The organism is Mesorhizobium sp. M0243, from assembly GCF_040321775.1.
In the GTDB taxonomy this organism is placed as follows: domain Bacteria; phylum Pseudomonadota; class Alphaproteobacteria; order Rhizobiales; family Rhizobiaceae; genus Mesorhizobium.
In genome coordinates, this window is the sequence record NZ_JAMYSF010000002.1 from 310,614 (window position 1) to 325,720 (window position 15,107).

The 15,107-nt window shown below is 63.4% G+C and carries 14 protein-coding genes; 11 read left to right on the forward strand and 3 right to left on the reverse strand.

What is annotated here, in order from left to right; genetic code table 11:
* The first annotated feature begins 50 nt into the window (after nt 1-50).
* Genes NKJ11_RS03545 through NKJ11_RS03575 form a run of 7 tightly spaced genes read left to right on the forward strand, consistent with a single transcriptional unit; the run spans nt 51 to nt 5,630 of the window.
* On the forward strand, nt 51-1,172 hold the full coding sequence (locus NKJ11_RS03545; protein WP_023808834.1) for a histone deacetylase-like amidohydrolase: 1,122 nt from the start codon (nt 51-53) through the stop codon (nt 1,170-1,172).
* 4 nt (nt 1,173-1,176) lie between these two features.
* The gene (locus NKJ11_RS03550) at nt 1,177-1,821 is read left to right on the forward strand and encodes an ABC transporter permease subunit (RefSeq protein ID WP_352792704.1); all 645 of its coding nucleotides are present in this window, start codon (nt 1,177-1,179) and stop codon (nt 1,819-1,821) included.
* The gene (locus tag NKJ11_RS03555) at nt 1,818-2,030 is read left to right on the forward strand and encodes a hypothetical protein (protein WP_352792705.1); all 213 of its coding nucleotides are present in this window, start codon (nt 1,818-1,820) and stop codon (nt 2,028-2,030) included. The genes NKJ11_RS03550 and NKJ11_RS03555 overlap by 4 nt, the downstream gene beginning before the upstream one ends.
* Nucleotides 2,027-3,013, forward strand: a complete 987-nt coding sequence (locus NKJ11_RS03560; RefSeq protein ID WP_023808836.1) for a branched-chain amino acid ABC transporter permease — start codon at nt 2,027-2,029, stop codon at nt 3,011-3,013. Before NKJ11_RS03555 ends, NKJ11_RS03560 begins: the two co-directional genes overlap by 4 nt.
* Nucleotides 3,010-3,714, forward strand: a complete 705-nt coding sequence (locus NKJ11_RS03565; RefSeq protein ID WP_023808837.1) for an ATP-binding cassette domain-containing protein — start codon at nt 3,010-3,012, stop codon at nt 3,712-3,714. Before NKJ11_RS03560 ends, NKJ11_RS03565 begins: the two co-directional genes overlap by 4 nt.
* A gap of 2 nt (nt 3,715-3,716) precedes the next feature.
* Entirely contained in the window at nt 3,717-4,418 is a 702-nt protein-coding gene (locus tag NKJ11_RS03570; RefSeq protein WP_023808838.1) for an ABC transporter ATP-binding protein, read from the forward strand.
* A gap of 42 nt (nt 4,419-4,460) precedes the next feature.
* Nucleotides 4,461-5,630, forward strand: a complete 1,170-nt coding sequence (locus NKJ11_RS03575; RefSeq protein ID WP_023808839.1) for a substrate-binding protein — start codon at nt 4,461-4,463, stop codon at nt 5,628-5,630.
* Nucleotides 5,631-5,674: 44 nt separating this feature from the next.
* On the opposite strand, the gene NKJ11_RS03580 is transcribed toward NKJ11_RS03575, so the two are convergent.
* Together NKJ11_RS03580 and NKJ11_RS03585 are read right to left on the reverse strand one after the other, a co-directional pair.
* Nucleotides 5,675-7,321 (reverse strand): acetolactate synthase large subunit, encoded by a 1,647-nt coding sequence (locus tag NKJ11_RS03580; RefSeq protein WP_352792706.1) that lies wholly within the window; start codon nt 7,319-7,321, stop codon nt 5,675-5,677.
* An 86-nt stretch (nt 7,322-7,407) separates the two neighbouring features.
* A complete protein-coding gene (locus NKJ11_RS03585; RefSeq protein ID WP_023808841.1) occupies nt 7,408-8,745 on the reverse strand; it encodes an aromatic ring-hydroxylating oxygenase subunit alpha in 1,338 nt (445 codons plus the stop codon).
* Nucleotides 8,746-8,873: 128 nt separating this feature from the next.
* Between NKJ11_RS03585 and NKJ11_RS03590 the strand changes: the two genes are divergently transcribed.
* A complete protein-coding gene (locus NKJ11_RS03590) occupies nt 8,874-9,767 on the forward strand; it encodes a LysR family transcriptional regulator (protein WP_352440074.1) in 894 nt (297 codons plus the stop codon).
* Nucleotides 9,768-9,769: 2 nt separating this feature from the next.
* On the opposite strand, the gene NKJ11_RS03595 is transcribed toward NKJ11_RS03590, so the two are convergent.
* Nucleotides 9,770-11,041, reverse strand: coding sequence for an NAD(P)/FAD-dependent oxidoreductase (locus tag NKJ11_RS03595; RefSeq protein WP_023808843.1), 1,272 nt, complete (start codon nt 11,039-11,041; stop codon nt 9,770-9,772).
* A gap of 196 nt (nt 11,042-11,237) precedes the next feature.
* Here NKJ11_RS03595 and NKJ11_RS03600 point away from each other — a divergent pair, with 196 nt between their 5' ends.
* The 3 genes from NKJ11_RS03600 to NKJ11_RS03610 all read left to right on the forward strand — a co-directional run bounded on the left by NKJ11_RS03600 (nt 11,238) and on the right by NKJ11_RS03610 (nt 15,100).
* Nucleotides 11,238-12,230, forward strand: a complete 993-nt coding sequence (locus tag NKJ11_RS03600) for a dipeptidase (RefSeq protein WP_023808844.1) — start codon at nt 11,238-11,240, stop codon at nt 12,228-12,230.
* A 310-nt stretch (nt 12,231-12,540) separates the two neighbouring features.
* A complete protein-coding gene (locus NKJ11_RS03605) occupies nt 12,541-14,100 on the forward strand; it encodes an ABC transporter substrate-binding protein (protein WP_023808845.1) in 1,560 nt (519 codons plus the stop codon).
* A 52-nt stretch (nt 14,101-14,152) separates the two neighbouring features.
* A complete protein-coding gene (locus NKJ11_RS03610) occupies nt 14,153-15,100 on the forward strand; it encodes an ABC transporter permease (RefSeq protein ID WP_352440076.1) in 948 nt (315 codons plus the stop codon).
* The last annotated feature ends 7 nt before the right edge of the window (nt 15,101-15,107 follow it).

Consider the following 15,107-nt stretch of genomic DNA (forward strand, 5'->3'; position numbering starts at 1 on the left):
ACATGATCGTTAGCCTGCTAGCGTCACCTGGTTTTTAGAGGACGCTGCGAATGGCGACAGGCTACGTTTTTCACGAACAGCTGATGTGGCATGACACCGGCTCCAGCGCCGACATGATGCCTCCCGGCCGTTTCGTGGAACCCGGCCGCCATCTGGAATCCCCTGGCTCGAAGCGGCGGCTGAACAACCTCATCCAGGTCAGCGGCCTGTCGCGCCATCTCGTCCCGATTATCCCCGAGCCGGTCTCGGTCGAGGACCTGTTGCGCGTCCACACGCAACGTCACGTTGACGACATCAGGATGCTCAGCGAGCGCGGCTCCGGTTTCGCCGGGCCGCAGGCGCCAATCGGCCTCAACAGCTTCGACATCGCGCTGCTGTCTGCCGGCACCACCTATGCCGCGATGCGCGCCGTGCTGACCGGACGCGTCGACAATGCCTATGCGCTGGCGCGGCCGCCGGGGCACCATGCCGAGCCTGATCAGGCGATGGGCAACTGCCTGTTCTCCAACATCGGCGTCGCTGTCCGCCGGCTGCAGCATGAAGGCCTGCTTGGCCGCGCCGCAGTGGTCGACTGGGATGTGCACCACGGCAACGGCACCGAGACGGTGTTCTATTCCGACCCGTCGGTGCTGACCATTTCCTTGCATCAGGACAATCTCTACCCGACCGGGCGCGGTGCGCTGGCCGACAACGGCAAAGATGCCGGCGAAGGCTACAACATAAACATACCGCTGCCGGCGGGCAGCGGCACCGGCGCCTATGAAGCGACTTTCGACCGTGTCGTCGCGCCGGCGCTGCGTGCCTACAGACCGGACCTCGTCATCGTCGCGTCCGGCTTCGATGCGTCCGGCTTTGATCCGCTCGGCCGCATGATGCTCAACAGCGAATGCTTCAGGCGGCTCGCCGCGCGCATGGTGGCGCTGGCCGCCGAAACTTCGCAAGGGCGCCTGATGATGACCCATGAGGGCGGCTACTCCGAGGGCTATGTGCCGTTCTGCGGCCATGCCGTCATCGAGACTCTGGCCAACCATCGCACCGAAGTGGTCGACCCGTTGTCGGAGCATATCGACGAATGGGCGGGGCAGGATCTGCAGTCGCATCAGGCCGCGGCGATCGATGCCGCCGAAGGCCTGCTCGCCGGCCTGCGCCAACGTCTCGCCAGTGCGGCCTGACGCGATGGATTTTCTCATCACCACGCTGCTCAATGCGCTGACGCTGATCAGTATCCTGATGCTGGTCGGGCTCGGGCTGGCGATCAGCTTCGGGCTGATGAACGTGACCAATTTGGCGCATGGCGAGTTCGTCACCGTCGGCGCTTTCGCGGTTTATTTCGTCCAGAGCGTGGGCGGCTCGTTCTGGCTGGGCCTGGCGGCGGCGCCCGTTGCCGGCGCGGTGGTCGGCTGTATCCTCGAGTTCGCCATCATCCGCCATCTCTATTCCAGGCCGGTCTCGACCGTGCTTGCCACCTGGGGCGTCAGCCTGATCCTGCAGCAAGGGCTGGAACTGATCTTCGGGCTCGGCGCCAAGCCGGTGACGCCGCCGATCGAGGGCACGCTCGATCTTTTCTTTACCGTCTATCCGGCCTACCGGCTGATCCTGATCGGCATTGCCATGCTGACCTTGCTCGGCGTCATCCTGTTGATCAGCCGGACGCCCTTCGGTCTCGACATCCGCACCGTCATCCAGAACCGCGAGATGGCCGAAGGCGTCGGCATCAATACCCGGCGCACCTACGCCATCGCCTTCACCTTCGGCGCGGCAATCGCCGGCCTTGCCGGCGGACTGGTCGCACCGCTGGCGTGCTGCCGCAGATGGGGGTGAACTATCTCGCCAACGCCTTCTTCGTCGTCATCGTCGGTGGTGTCGGCTCGATCGGCGGCCTTGTCGCCGGCAGCGTCTTCGTCGGCGGACTGACCAGCATCCTCAATTATCAGATTTCGCCGTCGCTGGCGCAGGCGATCGTGCTGCTGGCTGCCATCGTCGCTGTCCGTCTGCGGCCCAACGGCCTGTTCAACGGAGCGTCGCGATGATCGCCCGCGACCGCAACTGGCTGATGATCTTTGCCGTCTGCGTGGCGCTCGCGATCATCTATCCGTTCTTTGCCGGCGGCTATCAGTTGACGGTGATCCGCGACGCGCTGATCTTCGGCCTGTTCGCGGCGAGCCTCGACTTCTTCTGGGGCCGCACCGGAATCCTGTGTTTCGGCCACGCCGCCTTCTTCGGCATCGGCGGCTACATCATGGCGCTGGTTACGCTCAATGATGCCATCCCCTTCGGAAGCCTGCTTGGCATCATCGGTGCGGTGGCGGGTGCGGCCTTCGTCGCCGCCATCATCGGCTACTTCCTGTTCTTCGGCGGCATTCGTGGCAGCTATTTCACCATCGTCACGCTGGCCATGGGCGTCATCTGCCAGCAGGCCGCGGTTTCCTGGAGTTCGGTCACCGGCGGCGACAGCGGCCTGATCGGCATTCCGCCGATCGAGTTCGATCTTGGCGGCCTGCATGTCGATCTGAGCCAGGATCTGCCCTCCTATATCTTCGTCTCGGCTATCGTCGCCGTGACGGTGCTGGCGCTGTGGTCGATCAGCCGCGGCCGCTGGGGCACGGTGCTGACCGCAATCCAGGACAATGAAGTCCGGGCGGCCGCGCTCGGCCACAATGCGCCGTTGCGGCTGCTCGTTACTTTCGTCTTGTCGGCGGCGATCGCCGGACTTGCCGGCGCGCTCTATGTCTGCATGGCAGGACTGGTGGCGCCCGACCTGTCCGGACTGCTCCTGTCGACGGAGGTGATCGTCTGGGTGGCGGTCGGCGGGCGCGGCACGCTGCTTGGGCCAGTACTGGGCGCCATCTTCATTCAGCGCGCGCAGCAGACGATCAGCAGCTTCAACCCGAGCCTGTGGCCCCTTCTGCTCGGCTGTGTCTTCGTCATCATCGTCTTCGTCCTGCCGGATGGCATCCTGTCGATCTACGCGCGGCTGAAAGGCCTGTTCAAGGGCGGGAGGCGCGCGCAATGAGCGACATCCTGCTGCAGGCCGAGAACGTCGGTATCCGCTTTGGCGGGCTGCAGGCGCTGGAGGCTCTGAACCTCACGGTGCGCGACAAGGAACTCTGCTGCATCATCGGGCCGAACGGCGCTGGCAAGAGCACCTTCCTCAACGTGCTGACCGGCACGCTGCGTCCGACCAGCGGCAGCGTGCGCTTCCTCGGCCACGACATAGCCGGCTTGCCGCTGCATCGCATCGCCCGGCTCGGCATTGCCCGCAAGTTCCAGATCCCCTCTGTCTTCCCGAGCCTCTCGGTGGAGGATAATCTCAAGGTCGCGCGCTGGGGGGCGCCTTCGCCTGCGCGCCCGGTTGGCGAACTCTTGGAGCTGGTCGCGCTGACCAACCGCGCCGCCACGTTGGCCGGCGAACTCGCGCATGGCCAGAAGCAATGGCTGGAGATCGGCATGGCGTTGGCGATAGAGCCGCGCCTGCTGTTGCTCGATGAACCCACTGCCGGCATGACGCCGCAGGAGACGCTGGCGACGGCGCAGATGCTGCTGCGACTCAAAGGTGAATTCTCGATCGTTGCCGTCGAGCACGACATCCGCTTCGTGCGGGCGCTGAACTGCGAGACGTTGGTGCTGCATCAGGGACGCCGGCTGCGCAGCGGTCCTTTCCATGACATCGAGACCGACGAGATGGTCCGCGATGTCTATCTGGGGAGGCGCTGATCATGCTGCGAACAATGGCGGTGTCGGCCGGCTACGGTCTGCTCCCCGTGCTGAACGGCATCGACCTCAGCGTCGCGCTGGGCGAAGTCGTGGGCTTGCTCGGCCGTAACGGCGCAGGCAAGACAACGCTGCTGCGCGTCATCTCCGGCGGCTTGCGGGCAAGCGGCGGGGCGGTGGTTCTCGGAGACAAGGATCTCACCAACGCGCCGGCTTTCCGCCGTGCGCGCGCAGGCATCGCGCATGTGCCGCAGGGGCGCGGGATCTTTAACCAGCTGACGGTGCGGCAAAACCTGGAGGTCGGCACCCGCGCTGCCAAGGACCGTGGCGACGGCGGCATTCCGGCCGACATCTTCGGCTATTTTCCAATCCTGCGCGAACGCGAAGCGCAGGTCGCCGGCACGCTTTCGGGCGGCCAGCAGCAAATGCTGGCGATCGGCCGCGCGCTCTGCGGCCTGCCCTCGGTGCTGCTGCTCGACGAGCCCTCGGAAGGCATCCAGCCGAACATCGTGCAGTCGATCGCCGAACTGGTGCCGCGCATCGCCCGCGAGCGCGGCATCGCGATCATTCTTGTCGAGCAGAATCTCGATCTCGTTCTCAAGGCATCGGACCGCTGCCTGGTGATGGAGAAGGGCAGGATCGTCCACGAAGGTGCGCCTGAGACCTTCGCCGACGAGACCCTGCTGAAGGACCTGTTGGCTTTGTAAGGCGTGCATGGGGCGCGCCTGGGACTGGAAGGGAACACAACAATGATAAGCAGAAGAACTGTCTTGAAATCGGGCGGCGCTGCCGCCGCCTTCGCCATAGTCGGCGCGCCGTCGATCCTGCGCGCCGCCGACACCGTCAAGGTCGGCCTGTCGATCCCGATCACCGGACTGCAGGCGATCCTCGGCGAGACGTTGCTCAATTGCTACAAGCTCGCCGCCGCCGAACTCAACGCCGCCAACGGCATTGGCGGGCGCCAGGTCGAACTCATCATCGAGGACAACCAGACCACGACCAAGGGCTCCATCGACAAGGCGCGCAAGCTCATCAACGAAGACAAGGTCGACGTGATCATGGGCACGATCATTTCGCCTGAGCGCAGCGCCACGCTGTCGGTCACCTCGAAGGCCAAGAAGCTGTTCTTCTACCCGACCAATTTCGAAGGGGGCGAATGCAACCGCTACTTCGTCGCCACCGGCCCGATCCCGATGCAGCAGGTCGACCCGATGATGCCATGGGTGGCAGAGAACCTCGGCAAGACGATCTATGTCATGGCTTCGGACTATGCCTGGCCGCAGAAGATGACCGAGGCGATCACGGCGGCCTATGAGAAGGCCGGCGGCAAGATCATCGGCGCCGATTACTATCCGTTCGGGACCACAGATTTCGGCCCGGCCTTCCAGAAGATCAAGTCGCTGAAGCCCGATGTCGTCTGGTCGATGGTGGTCGGCAACGACGCCGTCACCCAGCTCAAGCAGTATCGCAGCTTCGACATCAAGCAGCCGCTGATCGCCCCGCTCGACGAGGTCTTCAACAAGGACGCGCTGCCGCCCGGCGTTGCGGCCGGCACCTATGCGCCGCAGCCCTACTGGATGGCGCTGGACAATCCGGTCAACAAAAAGTTCATCTCCAGCTTCCGTGAGAAATTCGGCCAGGAGAAGATGGTCAACGGCATCGGGGAGGCCGGCTACAACGGCCTGCATCTCTACGCGCTGGCCGCGGAGAAGGCGGGATCGCTGAAGGACGACGATGTATTGGCCGCGCTGCCGTCGATCGAGTTCGACGCACCGCAAGGCAAGATCCGCGTCGACGCCACCAACAACCACACACTCTGCCATTCCTATGTAGGCAAGGCGGCGGCCGACGGCATCGGCTACGAGATCGCTAAGGATTTCGGCACCATCGCGCCGGTAACGCCTTACTGCAAGGTGTAGGGTCTTCCGCCCAAGCAATCCTGACGGCGGCTTTGTCGCTGCCGTCAGGGCGTCTGCGGCGCAGGCAGACGCTCGCGCAATTCGTCGACGAGCACCCTGGTGTTTTCGGAATAGTCGATAGGCACAACGACGAGATGCACGCCGCCGCCGGTGAAGGCCTGTTCCAGCGCCGGCCGCAAGTCGGCGATCTCTGCAACCCTGGTTCCCTTGGCGCCATAAGCCTCGGCATACTTGACGAAATCGGGATTTCCGAAGGTCATGCCGAAATCCGGAAATTCGTCAACCGCCTGCTTCCAGCGGATCATGCCATAGGCATGGTCCTCGAGCAGCAGGACGACGAGGTTGAGCTTGAGCCTGACGGCGGTCTCCAATTCCTGGCTGTTCATCATGAAGCCGCCATCGCCGCAGATGGCCATGACACGGCGCTGCGGATAGAGCAGTGCCGCCATCATCGCCGACGGCAAGCCCGCGCCCATGGTGGCCAGCGCATTGTCGAGCAGGATCGTGTTTGCCATGCGCGTCCGGTAGTTGCGCGCGAACCAGATCTTGTACATGCCGTTGTCGAGGGCGAGGATCCCGTCGGCCGGCATCACGGCGCGCACGTCGTGCACGATGCGCTGCGGCGTGAAGCGATCTTCGGTGGCCCGCGCGGCGATCCGGCTCAGAATGCCTTCCCGCAGCGGCAGCAGGACCTGCGCGTTGGGGATCTTGCCCTCGATGCGGTCGGCCAGCAGCGCCAGCGAAGGGCCGAGGTCGCCGACGATTTCGGCTTGCGGGAAATAGACCTGCTCGACATCGGCTGATTGGTAGCCGACATGAATGACCTTCGGCCCCTTCGCCCCCATGATGAAGGGCGGCTTCTCCACGGTGTCGTGACCGATGGTGATGATCAGATCGGCCTGCTCGATGGCCTCGTGCACGTAGTCGCGCTCCGAAAGGGCTGCCGTTCCCATATAGAGCTCCGTGCCGCCGGGCACGGTGCCCTTGCCCATCTGCGTGGTGAAATAGGGAATTTGCGTCCGCAGCACGAACTGCGCGACGTCGGGGGTCACGCGCGGTCGCGACGCCGCCGCGCCGAACATCAGCAGCGGGCGCCTGGCTTCCAGGATCATACGGGCGGCGCGATCAAGCGCGCCTGGACTGGCCAGCGGCAGTTCGACCGGGTGCGTCGGCACCAGCGCGATCGGTTCGCACTCGGCCGCCGCAATGTCTTCCGGCAGTTCCAGATGTACGGGACCGGGACGCTCTTCCTGGGCGACACGGAAAGCTTCGCGCACCAGCGAGGGGATCATCTTCGGCGAGACGATCTGGCGCGACAGCTTGGTCAGCGGCTTCATCGCCGCGACGATGTCGACGATCTGAAAGCGCGCCTGCCGGGATGACAGGATGCCCTTCTGGCCGGTGATCATGATCATCGGCATCGCGCCGAGCAGCGCATAGGCCGAACCGGTCGAAAGGTTGAGCGCGCCTGGGCCAAGCGTGGTGATACACACACCCGGCTTGCAGGTAAGCCTGCCATAGGTGGCGGCCATGAAAGCGGCTGCCTGCTCGTGACGGGTCAGGATCAACTGGATCGAGGAGCGGCGGATGGATTCGACGATATCGAGATTTTCTTCGCCCGGAATGCCGAAAATCCGTTCGACCCCTTCGTTCTCGAGGGCCGCGACGAACAGATCCGAACCTTTGGTCATAAACTGTCTCTCCCGCAACATTCCGTCGGCCCCCCTTCATATGGCATCGGAATGCGACGCCTCAAAGAGGCATCTTCGGCCGCGGGTCAGAGGCGCGTGTTGCAACTCGCCGCTTTCGGCGAAGCGAAAAGTTCCTTCGGCGCAGACCATTGGCTGACGGTCGCGCCGCGCGTGCCGGTGATCAGCGAGCGCAGTTCCGACAGATAGGTCTGCACGAAGAACGAGGTCTGGCTTTCCAGCGGCGTATAGGGCCCCGGCCGGTAGGCGCGCGACATGATGCCGTCGGCATTGTCTTCGGTGATCTTCTTGTCCTGCACCGTGGTGATGTCCCACATCCAGCTGATCGCATCGGCGTCGACGTCGTTATCGGCATCCTTGTCGACGAGCCAAGTCAGGATGACGTCTGTTTCCATGGCGTTGCGCGGTATCATCTGGAACAGCGTGACATAGTCATTGGCAGCACTTGCAAACGACAGGCGTCCGAGGCGAAAGCCGCTTTCGCCGCCATCATAGGCACGACGACCACCCATCAGGCACGAGACCCCCTCGCCCGTATTGGACAGCGTGTTACGGCCGGAGCCGATCGGCTTGCGGTGCATGGCGAACGGCATCGTGTCCAGGTCGCCAGCCTGCCACGCGCCCTTGTGGAACTCGGCATCGCCGATGACGCTGTGCCAGGCCTCGATTTCGTTCTGCCACTCGACCGCCTTGTCGGCATCGCGGGTCGCGGTCACTTTGACATGACCGTTGACGCGGTAATATTCGGGGTGAGCCGGACGGCAGTGATAGCATTCAAGGAAGTTCTCGAGCACCAGCTTCCAGTTCGCCTTGGTCAGGTAATTCCTGCGCGCAACGATGCGTGCGCGGTCGAGGCCGTTCTCGCGCAAGCCACCGGTCAGCCCGTCCGCGACAGGCTGGATGTCGGGCAACGACTTGGCATCGAGGCCGCAGAATACCAGGCCGCCGAAACTCTTGCAGGGCACCCGGTGCAGGCCGAGCGTTTCCGGATCGGCGCTTGTAGGAAGGTCCTGCCGCGACTGCAATTTGCCGGTCAGCCTGAACGACCAGGCATGATATGGGCAGACCAGAAGCTTGCCGCGACCATCCTTGGCGCAGAGCCGCGAGCCGCGATGGGTGCAGACATTGTAGTAGGCCGCGATGTCCTCCTCGCCATCGCCGAAGCGCACGACGATGATCTCTTCGTCGAACAGCTGGCGCACGATGTAGCGGCCCTTTTCAGGGACCTCGCTGGCATGGGCGACAAGCATCCATTGGCGCGGAAACCACAAGTCACGTTCCAGCGCGAAGATCGTAGGGTCGGCATAAAAGGCCTGTTCCAGCGACCAGTCCGGACGTTGCCGGTCGATCAGCCTGACGGTCTCGCTTCTGTCGATAGGCTGGCTGTTCGGTGTATAGGCCTGCACTGCAACACCTTTCTGCTCGCTGGCGTTAGGATGACGTTTCGATAGGAATGTGCGATGCGGAAAGGCTTGCGGCAAACACAGAAATGATAGACCTTCATATCGAAAAGGCATGAAGGCAGGTTTGGATTGTGAAAACCCTCAAGACATCGCTTCCCCTGCTGAACGCCATGGTCGTCTTCGAGGCTGCCGCCAGGCATGGCGGGCTGACGTTGGCCGCTCAGGAGCTGAACATCGCCCAATCGGCGGTCAGCAGGCACGTCGCCAATCTCGAGCGCCAGCTGTCGGTCGAGCTGTTCGCGCGCAAAGGCAACCGCGTCGCCGTCACCGGGGCCGGCAACACGCTAGCCGAAGCGATCCGCGAGGGTCTCGGCACCATCAGGCAAGCGGTCGAGGATTTGACCGCGCACGACAGCGATACATTCGTGGTCGGCTGCAGCCACGACTTCGCGCAGGCATGGCTGATGCCGCGCTTCGGCCTCATCACATCGCAGGTTGCCGATGGCCGGGTGCTGCTGCAGACATCCACCGACTACAGGGATTTCGACCAGCCTGAAGTGGCGCTGTCGATCCGCTTCGGCGAAGCCGGGCAATGGTCCGAATTCGTGACCGAAAAACTGCTCGACGGTGAATGGTTCCCGGTCTGCGCACCGGCGTTCCTGGCGCGTTATCCGGCGCTCGCCTCGGAAGACCCAGAGGCTTTCATAGCAGTGCCGCTGCTGCATCAGGTGACGCCGCCGGGCGCGATCGACAGCTGGCAATCGTGGATCGGAACCGACCGGAAACTCGATGGACCTCGGTTCACGGGCTACATGTCGATGATCCACGAAACCATCGCCGGGCGCGGCGCCGCGCTCGCCTGGGCCGGGTTTGCCGACGAGCATCTGCGCCGCGGCCAGCTCGTCCGGCTGACGAAGACCTCGCGTCGTCACGCCGGCTCCTTCCACATCGTCACGAGGAAGAATGCCGGCCCGGTGGTCAGGGCGGTGGCGCAGGCGCTGCTCGGCAGCGTCGACGACTGCTGACATCAAGCCTCGCGGCCAAATCGCGACGCCTCATGACGCGCGCCCCAGGCCGGCATGGCGGCCTCGATCTCTGCTTCCGACTTGAAGGCATCGGAGGCGTAGCGATCGACACGGAACCGCTCCGCGGAAACGAATGGGGTCTGCCCGAGGACCAGTTCGCAGGAGAGCCGGCCAAGACCCGGCCCATGGGTGACGCCGCTCTCATTATCGCCGCCGACGACCACGATATTGTCGCTGCCGGGGACCTTGCCGACGATAAGACCGTTGTCGGGCGTGTAGCACGGCACACCTTGCGCCCAACTCGCGATCGTCGAACCGCGCAGCGGCGGGAACACCGTCTGCAGCTCGGCAAGCTCCTGCTCGAATGTCTCCTGCATCAGTTCGAGATTGTGCGGTTGGCCGGGTTCGATTTCGCTGTCATTTGTTTTGTACAGGGGTTTGTAGTGCCGGCCGGTTCCCCACATGACGGCCCCGAATGTCTCGCGCAGCCACAGCCGCAATTCGCGGCACTGGACGGTGGGGATGGTCGACGGCAGCCCGCGATCATCGGTGACGATGCGTGTCGCGACGACCCGCAGCAGCGGCAACTTCCAGCCGAGGCCCGATATGATCTGGTTGTCCCATGCGCCAGCGGCAACGATCACGCCGTCAGCCTCAAGGCTGCCCTGATCGGTCTCGATCGCCACCCGGTCGTCGGCATCATGGACGGCCGTCACGCGTGTGTTGCTGCGGAATACGCCGCCCAGCTCGCTGATCTGGCCGGTCAGCACACCCATTGCCAGCTTGGTGTCGAGCTGGATGCCATGCGGATTGTAGGCCGCCGAATGGACCCGCGCCGGATCGATGAGACCTTGCATCTTCTGGCCGATCTGCGCGGCGTTCAGATCCTGCATTTCCGTCGGGGCATAGGAAGAGTCCAGCACCGGGCGGACAAAACGCTCGCGCCCGTCCTCGGTCAGCGCCATGATCAAGGTGCCGTTCGGCCGATAGCCGATCTCGACGCCGACCTCGTGCAGCCGGCGATAGAAATCGAGGCCATATTGCTGCAGCTGAAGACCCTCTTCGCCAAGCGGAATCATGCCGGCGGACCAATGCGAGACAAATCCCGCGCCGGCGCTGGTGGTCGCGGCACCCGGCTGACCCGCATCGATGACCGTCACCCGGCGCACGCCGGACCGCAGCAGATGGAAAGCCGCGCTGCAGCCGATGATGCCGCCGCCGATTACCGCGATGTGCCTGCTATCGCTCCCGCCATGGCTTCCGTTTGAACTCATCTTTGTTCTCCCTTTTGCCGATGGTCCGATCGGAGCGACATGCAGCGACGGCGACCATACAGGCCCGTTCGGAGCTGTATAGACACATGTGTCTGTGGCCTGATACTTGATGCGTACTGCATCTGGATCACACGTCCGGAACGCCGCTTGATCCGGCCTTCCGTCGTGTTGGCGTTGCCAAGAGAGTGAGAAAAAAGTGAGCGTTTCGACTGCCGCCAAGGCCATTTTCGACAGTGAAATCATATGGGACGCGCATTCCGGCTTCATGCCGGACCCGGCTGCGGACCTGAACAATCTGCAGATCTGGCGCGACGCCGGCATCGACTATCTGTCGATTGATGTCGGCTTCGACCTGTTGCCCTGGGAGCAGACAGTGCGGACGCTCGCAAATTTCCGCCACTGGATCCTTGCCAATCCCGAGCACTACACGCTGGTCTCCTCGGTAGAGGAAATCCGCAAGGCAAAGCTTGAGGGCAAACTGGCAATCACCTTCGACGTCGAGGGCATGAACGCGCTCGACGGCCGCATCGAAATGGTGGAGTTCTATCACCATCTGGGTGTGCGCCAGATCTTGTTTGCCTACAACAGGAACAACCTCGCCGGCGGCGGTTGCCACGATGTCGAGACCAGCCTGACGGCGTTCGGCCGCCAGGTCATCGACGAGATGAACCGTCTCGGCATGTTCGTCGACGTCACCCACACCGGCTATCGCACCTCGATGGAGGTGATGGAATATTCCAACCGGCCGGTGATCTTCTCGCACTCCAACGCCAAGGCCTTGTGCGGCCATGGCCGCAACATCACCGACGAGCAGATAAAGGCCTGCGCGCGCACCGGCGGCATCGTCGCGATCGTCGGGCTCAATCGTTTCCTGGGAGAGGGACGCACGGACTCGGACAGGTTGGCCGACCACATCGAATATCTTGTCGATCTGGCTGGCCCAGATCATGTCGGCATCGGGCTGGACTACGCCTTCCCCGTCGACATCAAAGGCATCGACCGTATCATTTCCGACAACCCGCAATTCTGGCCCAGGAGCGAGTATCCGGAAGGGGCGACGACCTACGCGGCTCCCGGCCAGATGAGCGAACTGACCGATGTGCTTCTGCGCCGCGGCCAGTCCGAGCAGACCGTGCGCAACGTCCTGGGCGGCAATTTCGTGCGCCTGGCGGCCGAAATCTGGAAGTGATCGGCCGCGGAGAGGCGCATGTCCGCTACAGCTCTTGATCCAGGCCCCACCGAATGGCGGGCCAAGCCGCGCCGTGTGGGCGATCACATTTAGCCCGCGTAGGGCCCAAGCCGACGCGCTGGCGCGGTCGGAACAGATGTCGATATTTCCCGCAAGATCGTCCGTATTCAAGATTCGGACATGCCGGCAAAATTTTCGCTAGACATACATGTCTATTATTAGCAGTTTTAGCTGACAGACACATTCGGCCCGGCTTGGAGAATGGCCAACGGCCGGAAACAAGACAACGAAAACAGCAGAGGGGTAGAGCATGTCCATTCTAGCCGACACCAGGGTTTCGCGCCGCAGCCTGCTCGCCGGAGCCGGCGCTTTCGGCCTCGCCTCAATGGTCAATCCAAAAGTTTCCTGGTCGAGCGACGGGCCGATCCTCAAGGTGCGCTCCTACGCCGACATCCAGACGCTCGACCCTTGCTTCCGGCTGGCGGCACCCGAAGGCGACATCACCAGCGTCATCTTCGCCGGCCTCGTCGTCACCACGCCGGGCGACAGCTGGGGCTGGCGGCCGATGGCGGCGGAGACGATCAAGCAGCTCGATCCGCTGACCGTCGCCTTCCAGCTGCGCGACAATATCGGCTTCACCGATGGCTACGGCCAGATGACGGCCGAAGACGTCAAGTTTTCGATCGAACGCATCGCCGATCCCGCCAACAAGAGCCCCTACTCCGGCGACTGGGCGACGCTCAAAGAGGTCGAAGTCAAGGACAAGCTGTCGGGGCTGATCCACCTGAAGCAGGCCTTCGCGCCGCTGTGGACGTCGACCTTGCCGACGCCTTCCGGCACCATCCTGTCGAAGCGCGCCATCACCGAGCTCGGTGGCAAGATGGGTGTCAAGCCGGTGGCCCAGTCGGGGCCCTACATCCTGAAGGAATGGCTGCCCAAGCAGCGCACGGTGCTGGTGCGCAATCCCGACTGGAAGTACGAGCAAGGCGCCTTCGCGGAGATCCACATCCATCCGATCGAGGATGAGAAGACCGCCGAACTCGGCTATGAGGCCGGCGACCTGGATTACACCTGGACCGCGGTCTCCTCGATCTCGCGCCTGAAGCAGACACCGCCGCCAAAGACGACCGTGGTCGAGAAGCCGTCGCTGGCCTTTGTCTGGCTTGGCATGAACCAGGATGTCGCGCCTTTCAACAATCCGAACATGCGCCGCGCGGTTCAGTACGCCGTGGACCGCAAGGCGGTGGTAGATGCCGCCTATTTCGGCGCCGCCGCCACCGCCACCGGCATCATCGCGCCCGGCCTGCCCGGCCATCGCGAGAAGAACCTGTTCGATTTCGATCCGGACCGCGCCCGCGACATGATCGCCAAGGAAGGACTGGCCGGCGCGACGATCACGCTCGACATCCTCAACAAGACCGAGCGCCTGACCGCGGCGCAGGTCGTGCAGTCGAACCTGCAGGATGTCGGCCTCACTGTGGAGATCAAGCAGAACGACAGCGGCACCTTCTGGACGCTGGGCGCCAAGGAAGGCGACTACTACAAAAAGCTGCAGATGATCATCAGCCGCTTCTCCATGCAGCCGGATCCGAGCTGGGCCACTGCCTGGTTTACCCGCGACCAGATCGGTGTCTGGAACTGGGAGCGGTTTTCCAGCGAGGAATTCGACAAGCTCAATGCCGAAGGCATGGTCGAGCTCGACCCGGCAAAACGCGATGTCATCTACAAGAAGCTGCAGGACCTGATGGAGGAGAACGGCAACTACGTTTTCCTGACGCATGAGGTCACCGGCATCATGAATCGAGATACGCTTGTGGCCGGCCTGAAGCCGAACGGCGAACCCGTGTTCACCGACTTCAAACCCGCATGATATCGGCGGGCGGGGCTCGTCCCCGCCAAAGACCGTCCGACAGGTACTGGAAATGATCCGCTACGCCCTCAAGCGTCTGTGGCTTGGCGCCATCATCATCAGCGTGGCCATGATGATGATGTTCGCCATGGTTTACCTCATTCCCGGCGACCCGGCCTCCGTTGCGCTGGGGCCGCGCGCGACGCCGGAGATGATGGAGGCGCTGCGCGTACGCATGGGCCTCGATCAGCCGGTGTGGCGGCAGTTCCTACATTTCTACGGATCGGTCCTGCGCGGCGATCTCGGCACAGAGGTGCTGTCAGATCGGCCAGTTCTGGACGTGGTGATGGAACAGCTTCCGTTCACGCTGGCGCTGGTGGTCGGCGGCATCACGTGGTCGGTGGCGCTCGGCATTCCGCTTGGCTGCATCGCGGCGGTGCGGCGCGGCGGCTTTGTCGATCAGGTGATCGGGGTGCTGTCGGTGGCGATGATCGCCGTGCCGTCCTTCGTCGTCGCCATCTATTCGCTGCTGGTGTTTGCGGTCGCCCTGCAATGGCTGCCGGCGATCGGCGCCGGCGAACCGGGCGACCTCGCCAGCCAGCTCCAGCACCTCATCTTGCCGTCGCTGGCGGTTGGCCTTGGCTGGATCGGCTATATCTCGCGCATGGTGCGCGCCTCGATGCTGGAGACGCTGGAAGCCAGCCATATCCGCACGGCGCGCGCCTTCGGCCTGACCGAGCACAGGATCGTCTACACCTACGCCCTCCGCATCGCCGTGCTGCCGACGATCACCTTGCTCGGCGTCGGCATCGGCCACATGCTGTCGTCTTCCGTCTTCGCCGAAATCGTCTTTGCCCGTCCCGGCATCGGCAAGCTGGTCTATGAGGCGATCTCGGTGCGCAACTATCCCATCGTCTCCGGAGCCGTGCTGGTCACCACGGTCTTCTTCGTTCTCGTCAACGTAGCAGCCGACATCCTCGTCGGTATCTTGGATCCCCGTGTCAGATCAAGTTTCAACTGAGCTGCCA

Coding starts and splice junctions, on each gene's coding strand:
- NKJ11_RS03545 (WP_023808834.1), top strand. CDS start 51: ATGGCGACAGGCTACGTTTTTCACGAACAGCTGATGTGGCATGACACC.
- NKJ11_RS03550 (WP_352792704.1), top strand. CDS start 1,177: ATGGATTTTCTCATCACCACGCTGCTCAATGCGCTGACGCTGATCAGT.
- NKJ11_RS03560 (WP_023808836.1), top strand. CDS start 2,027: ATGATCGCCCGCGACCGCAACTGGCTGATGATCTTTGCCGTCTGCGTG.
- NKJ11_RS03565 (WP_023808837.1), top strand. CDS start 3,010: ATGAGCGACATCCTGCTGCAGGCCGAGAACGTCGGTATCCGCTTTGGC.
- NKJ11_RS03570 (WP_023808838.1), top strand. CDS start 3,717: ATGCTGCGAACAATGGCGGTGTCGGCCGGCTACGGTCTGCTCCCCGTG.
- NKJ11_RS03575 (WP_023808839.1), top strand. CDS start 4,461: ATGATAAGCAGAAGAACTGTCTTGAAATCGGGCGGCGCTGCCGCCGCC.
- NKJ11_RS03580 (WP_352792706.1), bottom strand. CDS start 7,321: ATGACCAAAGGTTCGGATCTGTTCGTCGCGGCCCTCGAGAACGAAGGG.
- NKJ11_RS03595 (WP_023808843.1), bottom strand. CDS start 11,041: ATGAGTTCAAACGGAAGCCATGGCGGGAGCGATAGCAGGCACATCGCG.
- NKJ11_RS03605 (WP_023808845.1), top strand. CDS start 12,541: ATGTCCATTCTAGCCGACACCAGGGTTTCGCGCCGCAGCCTGCTCGCC.
- NKJ11_RS03610 (WP_352440076.1), top strand. CDS start 14,153: ATGATCCGCTACGCCCTCAAGCGTCTGTGGCTTGGCGCCATCATCATC.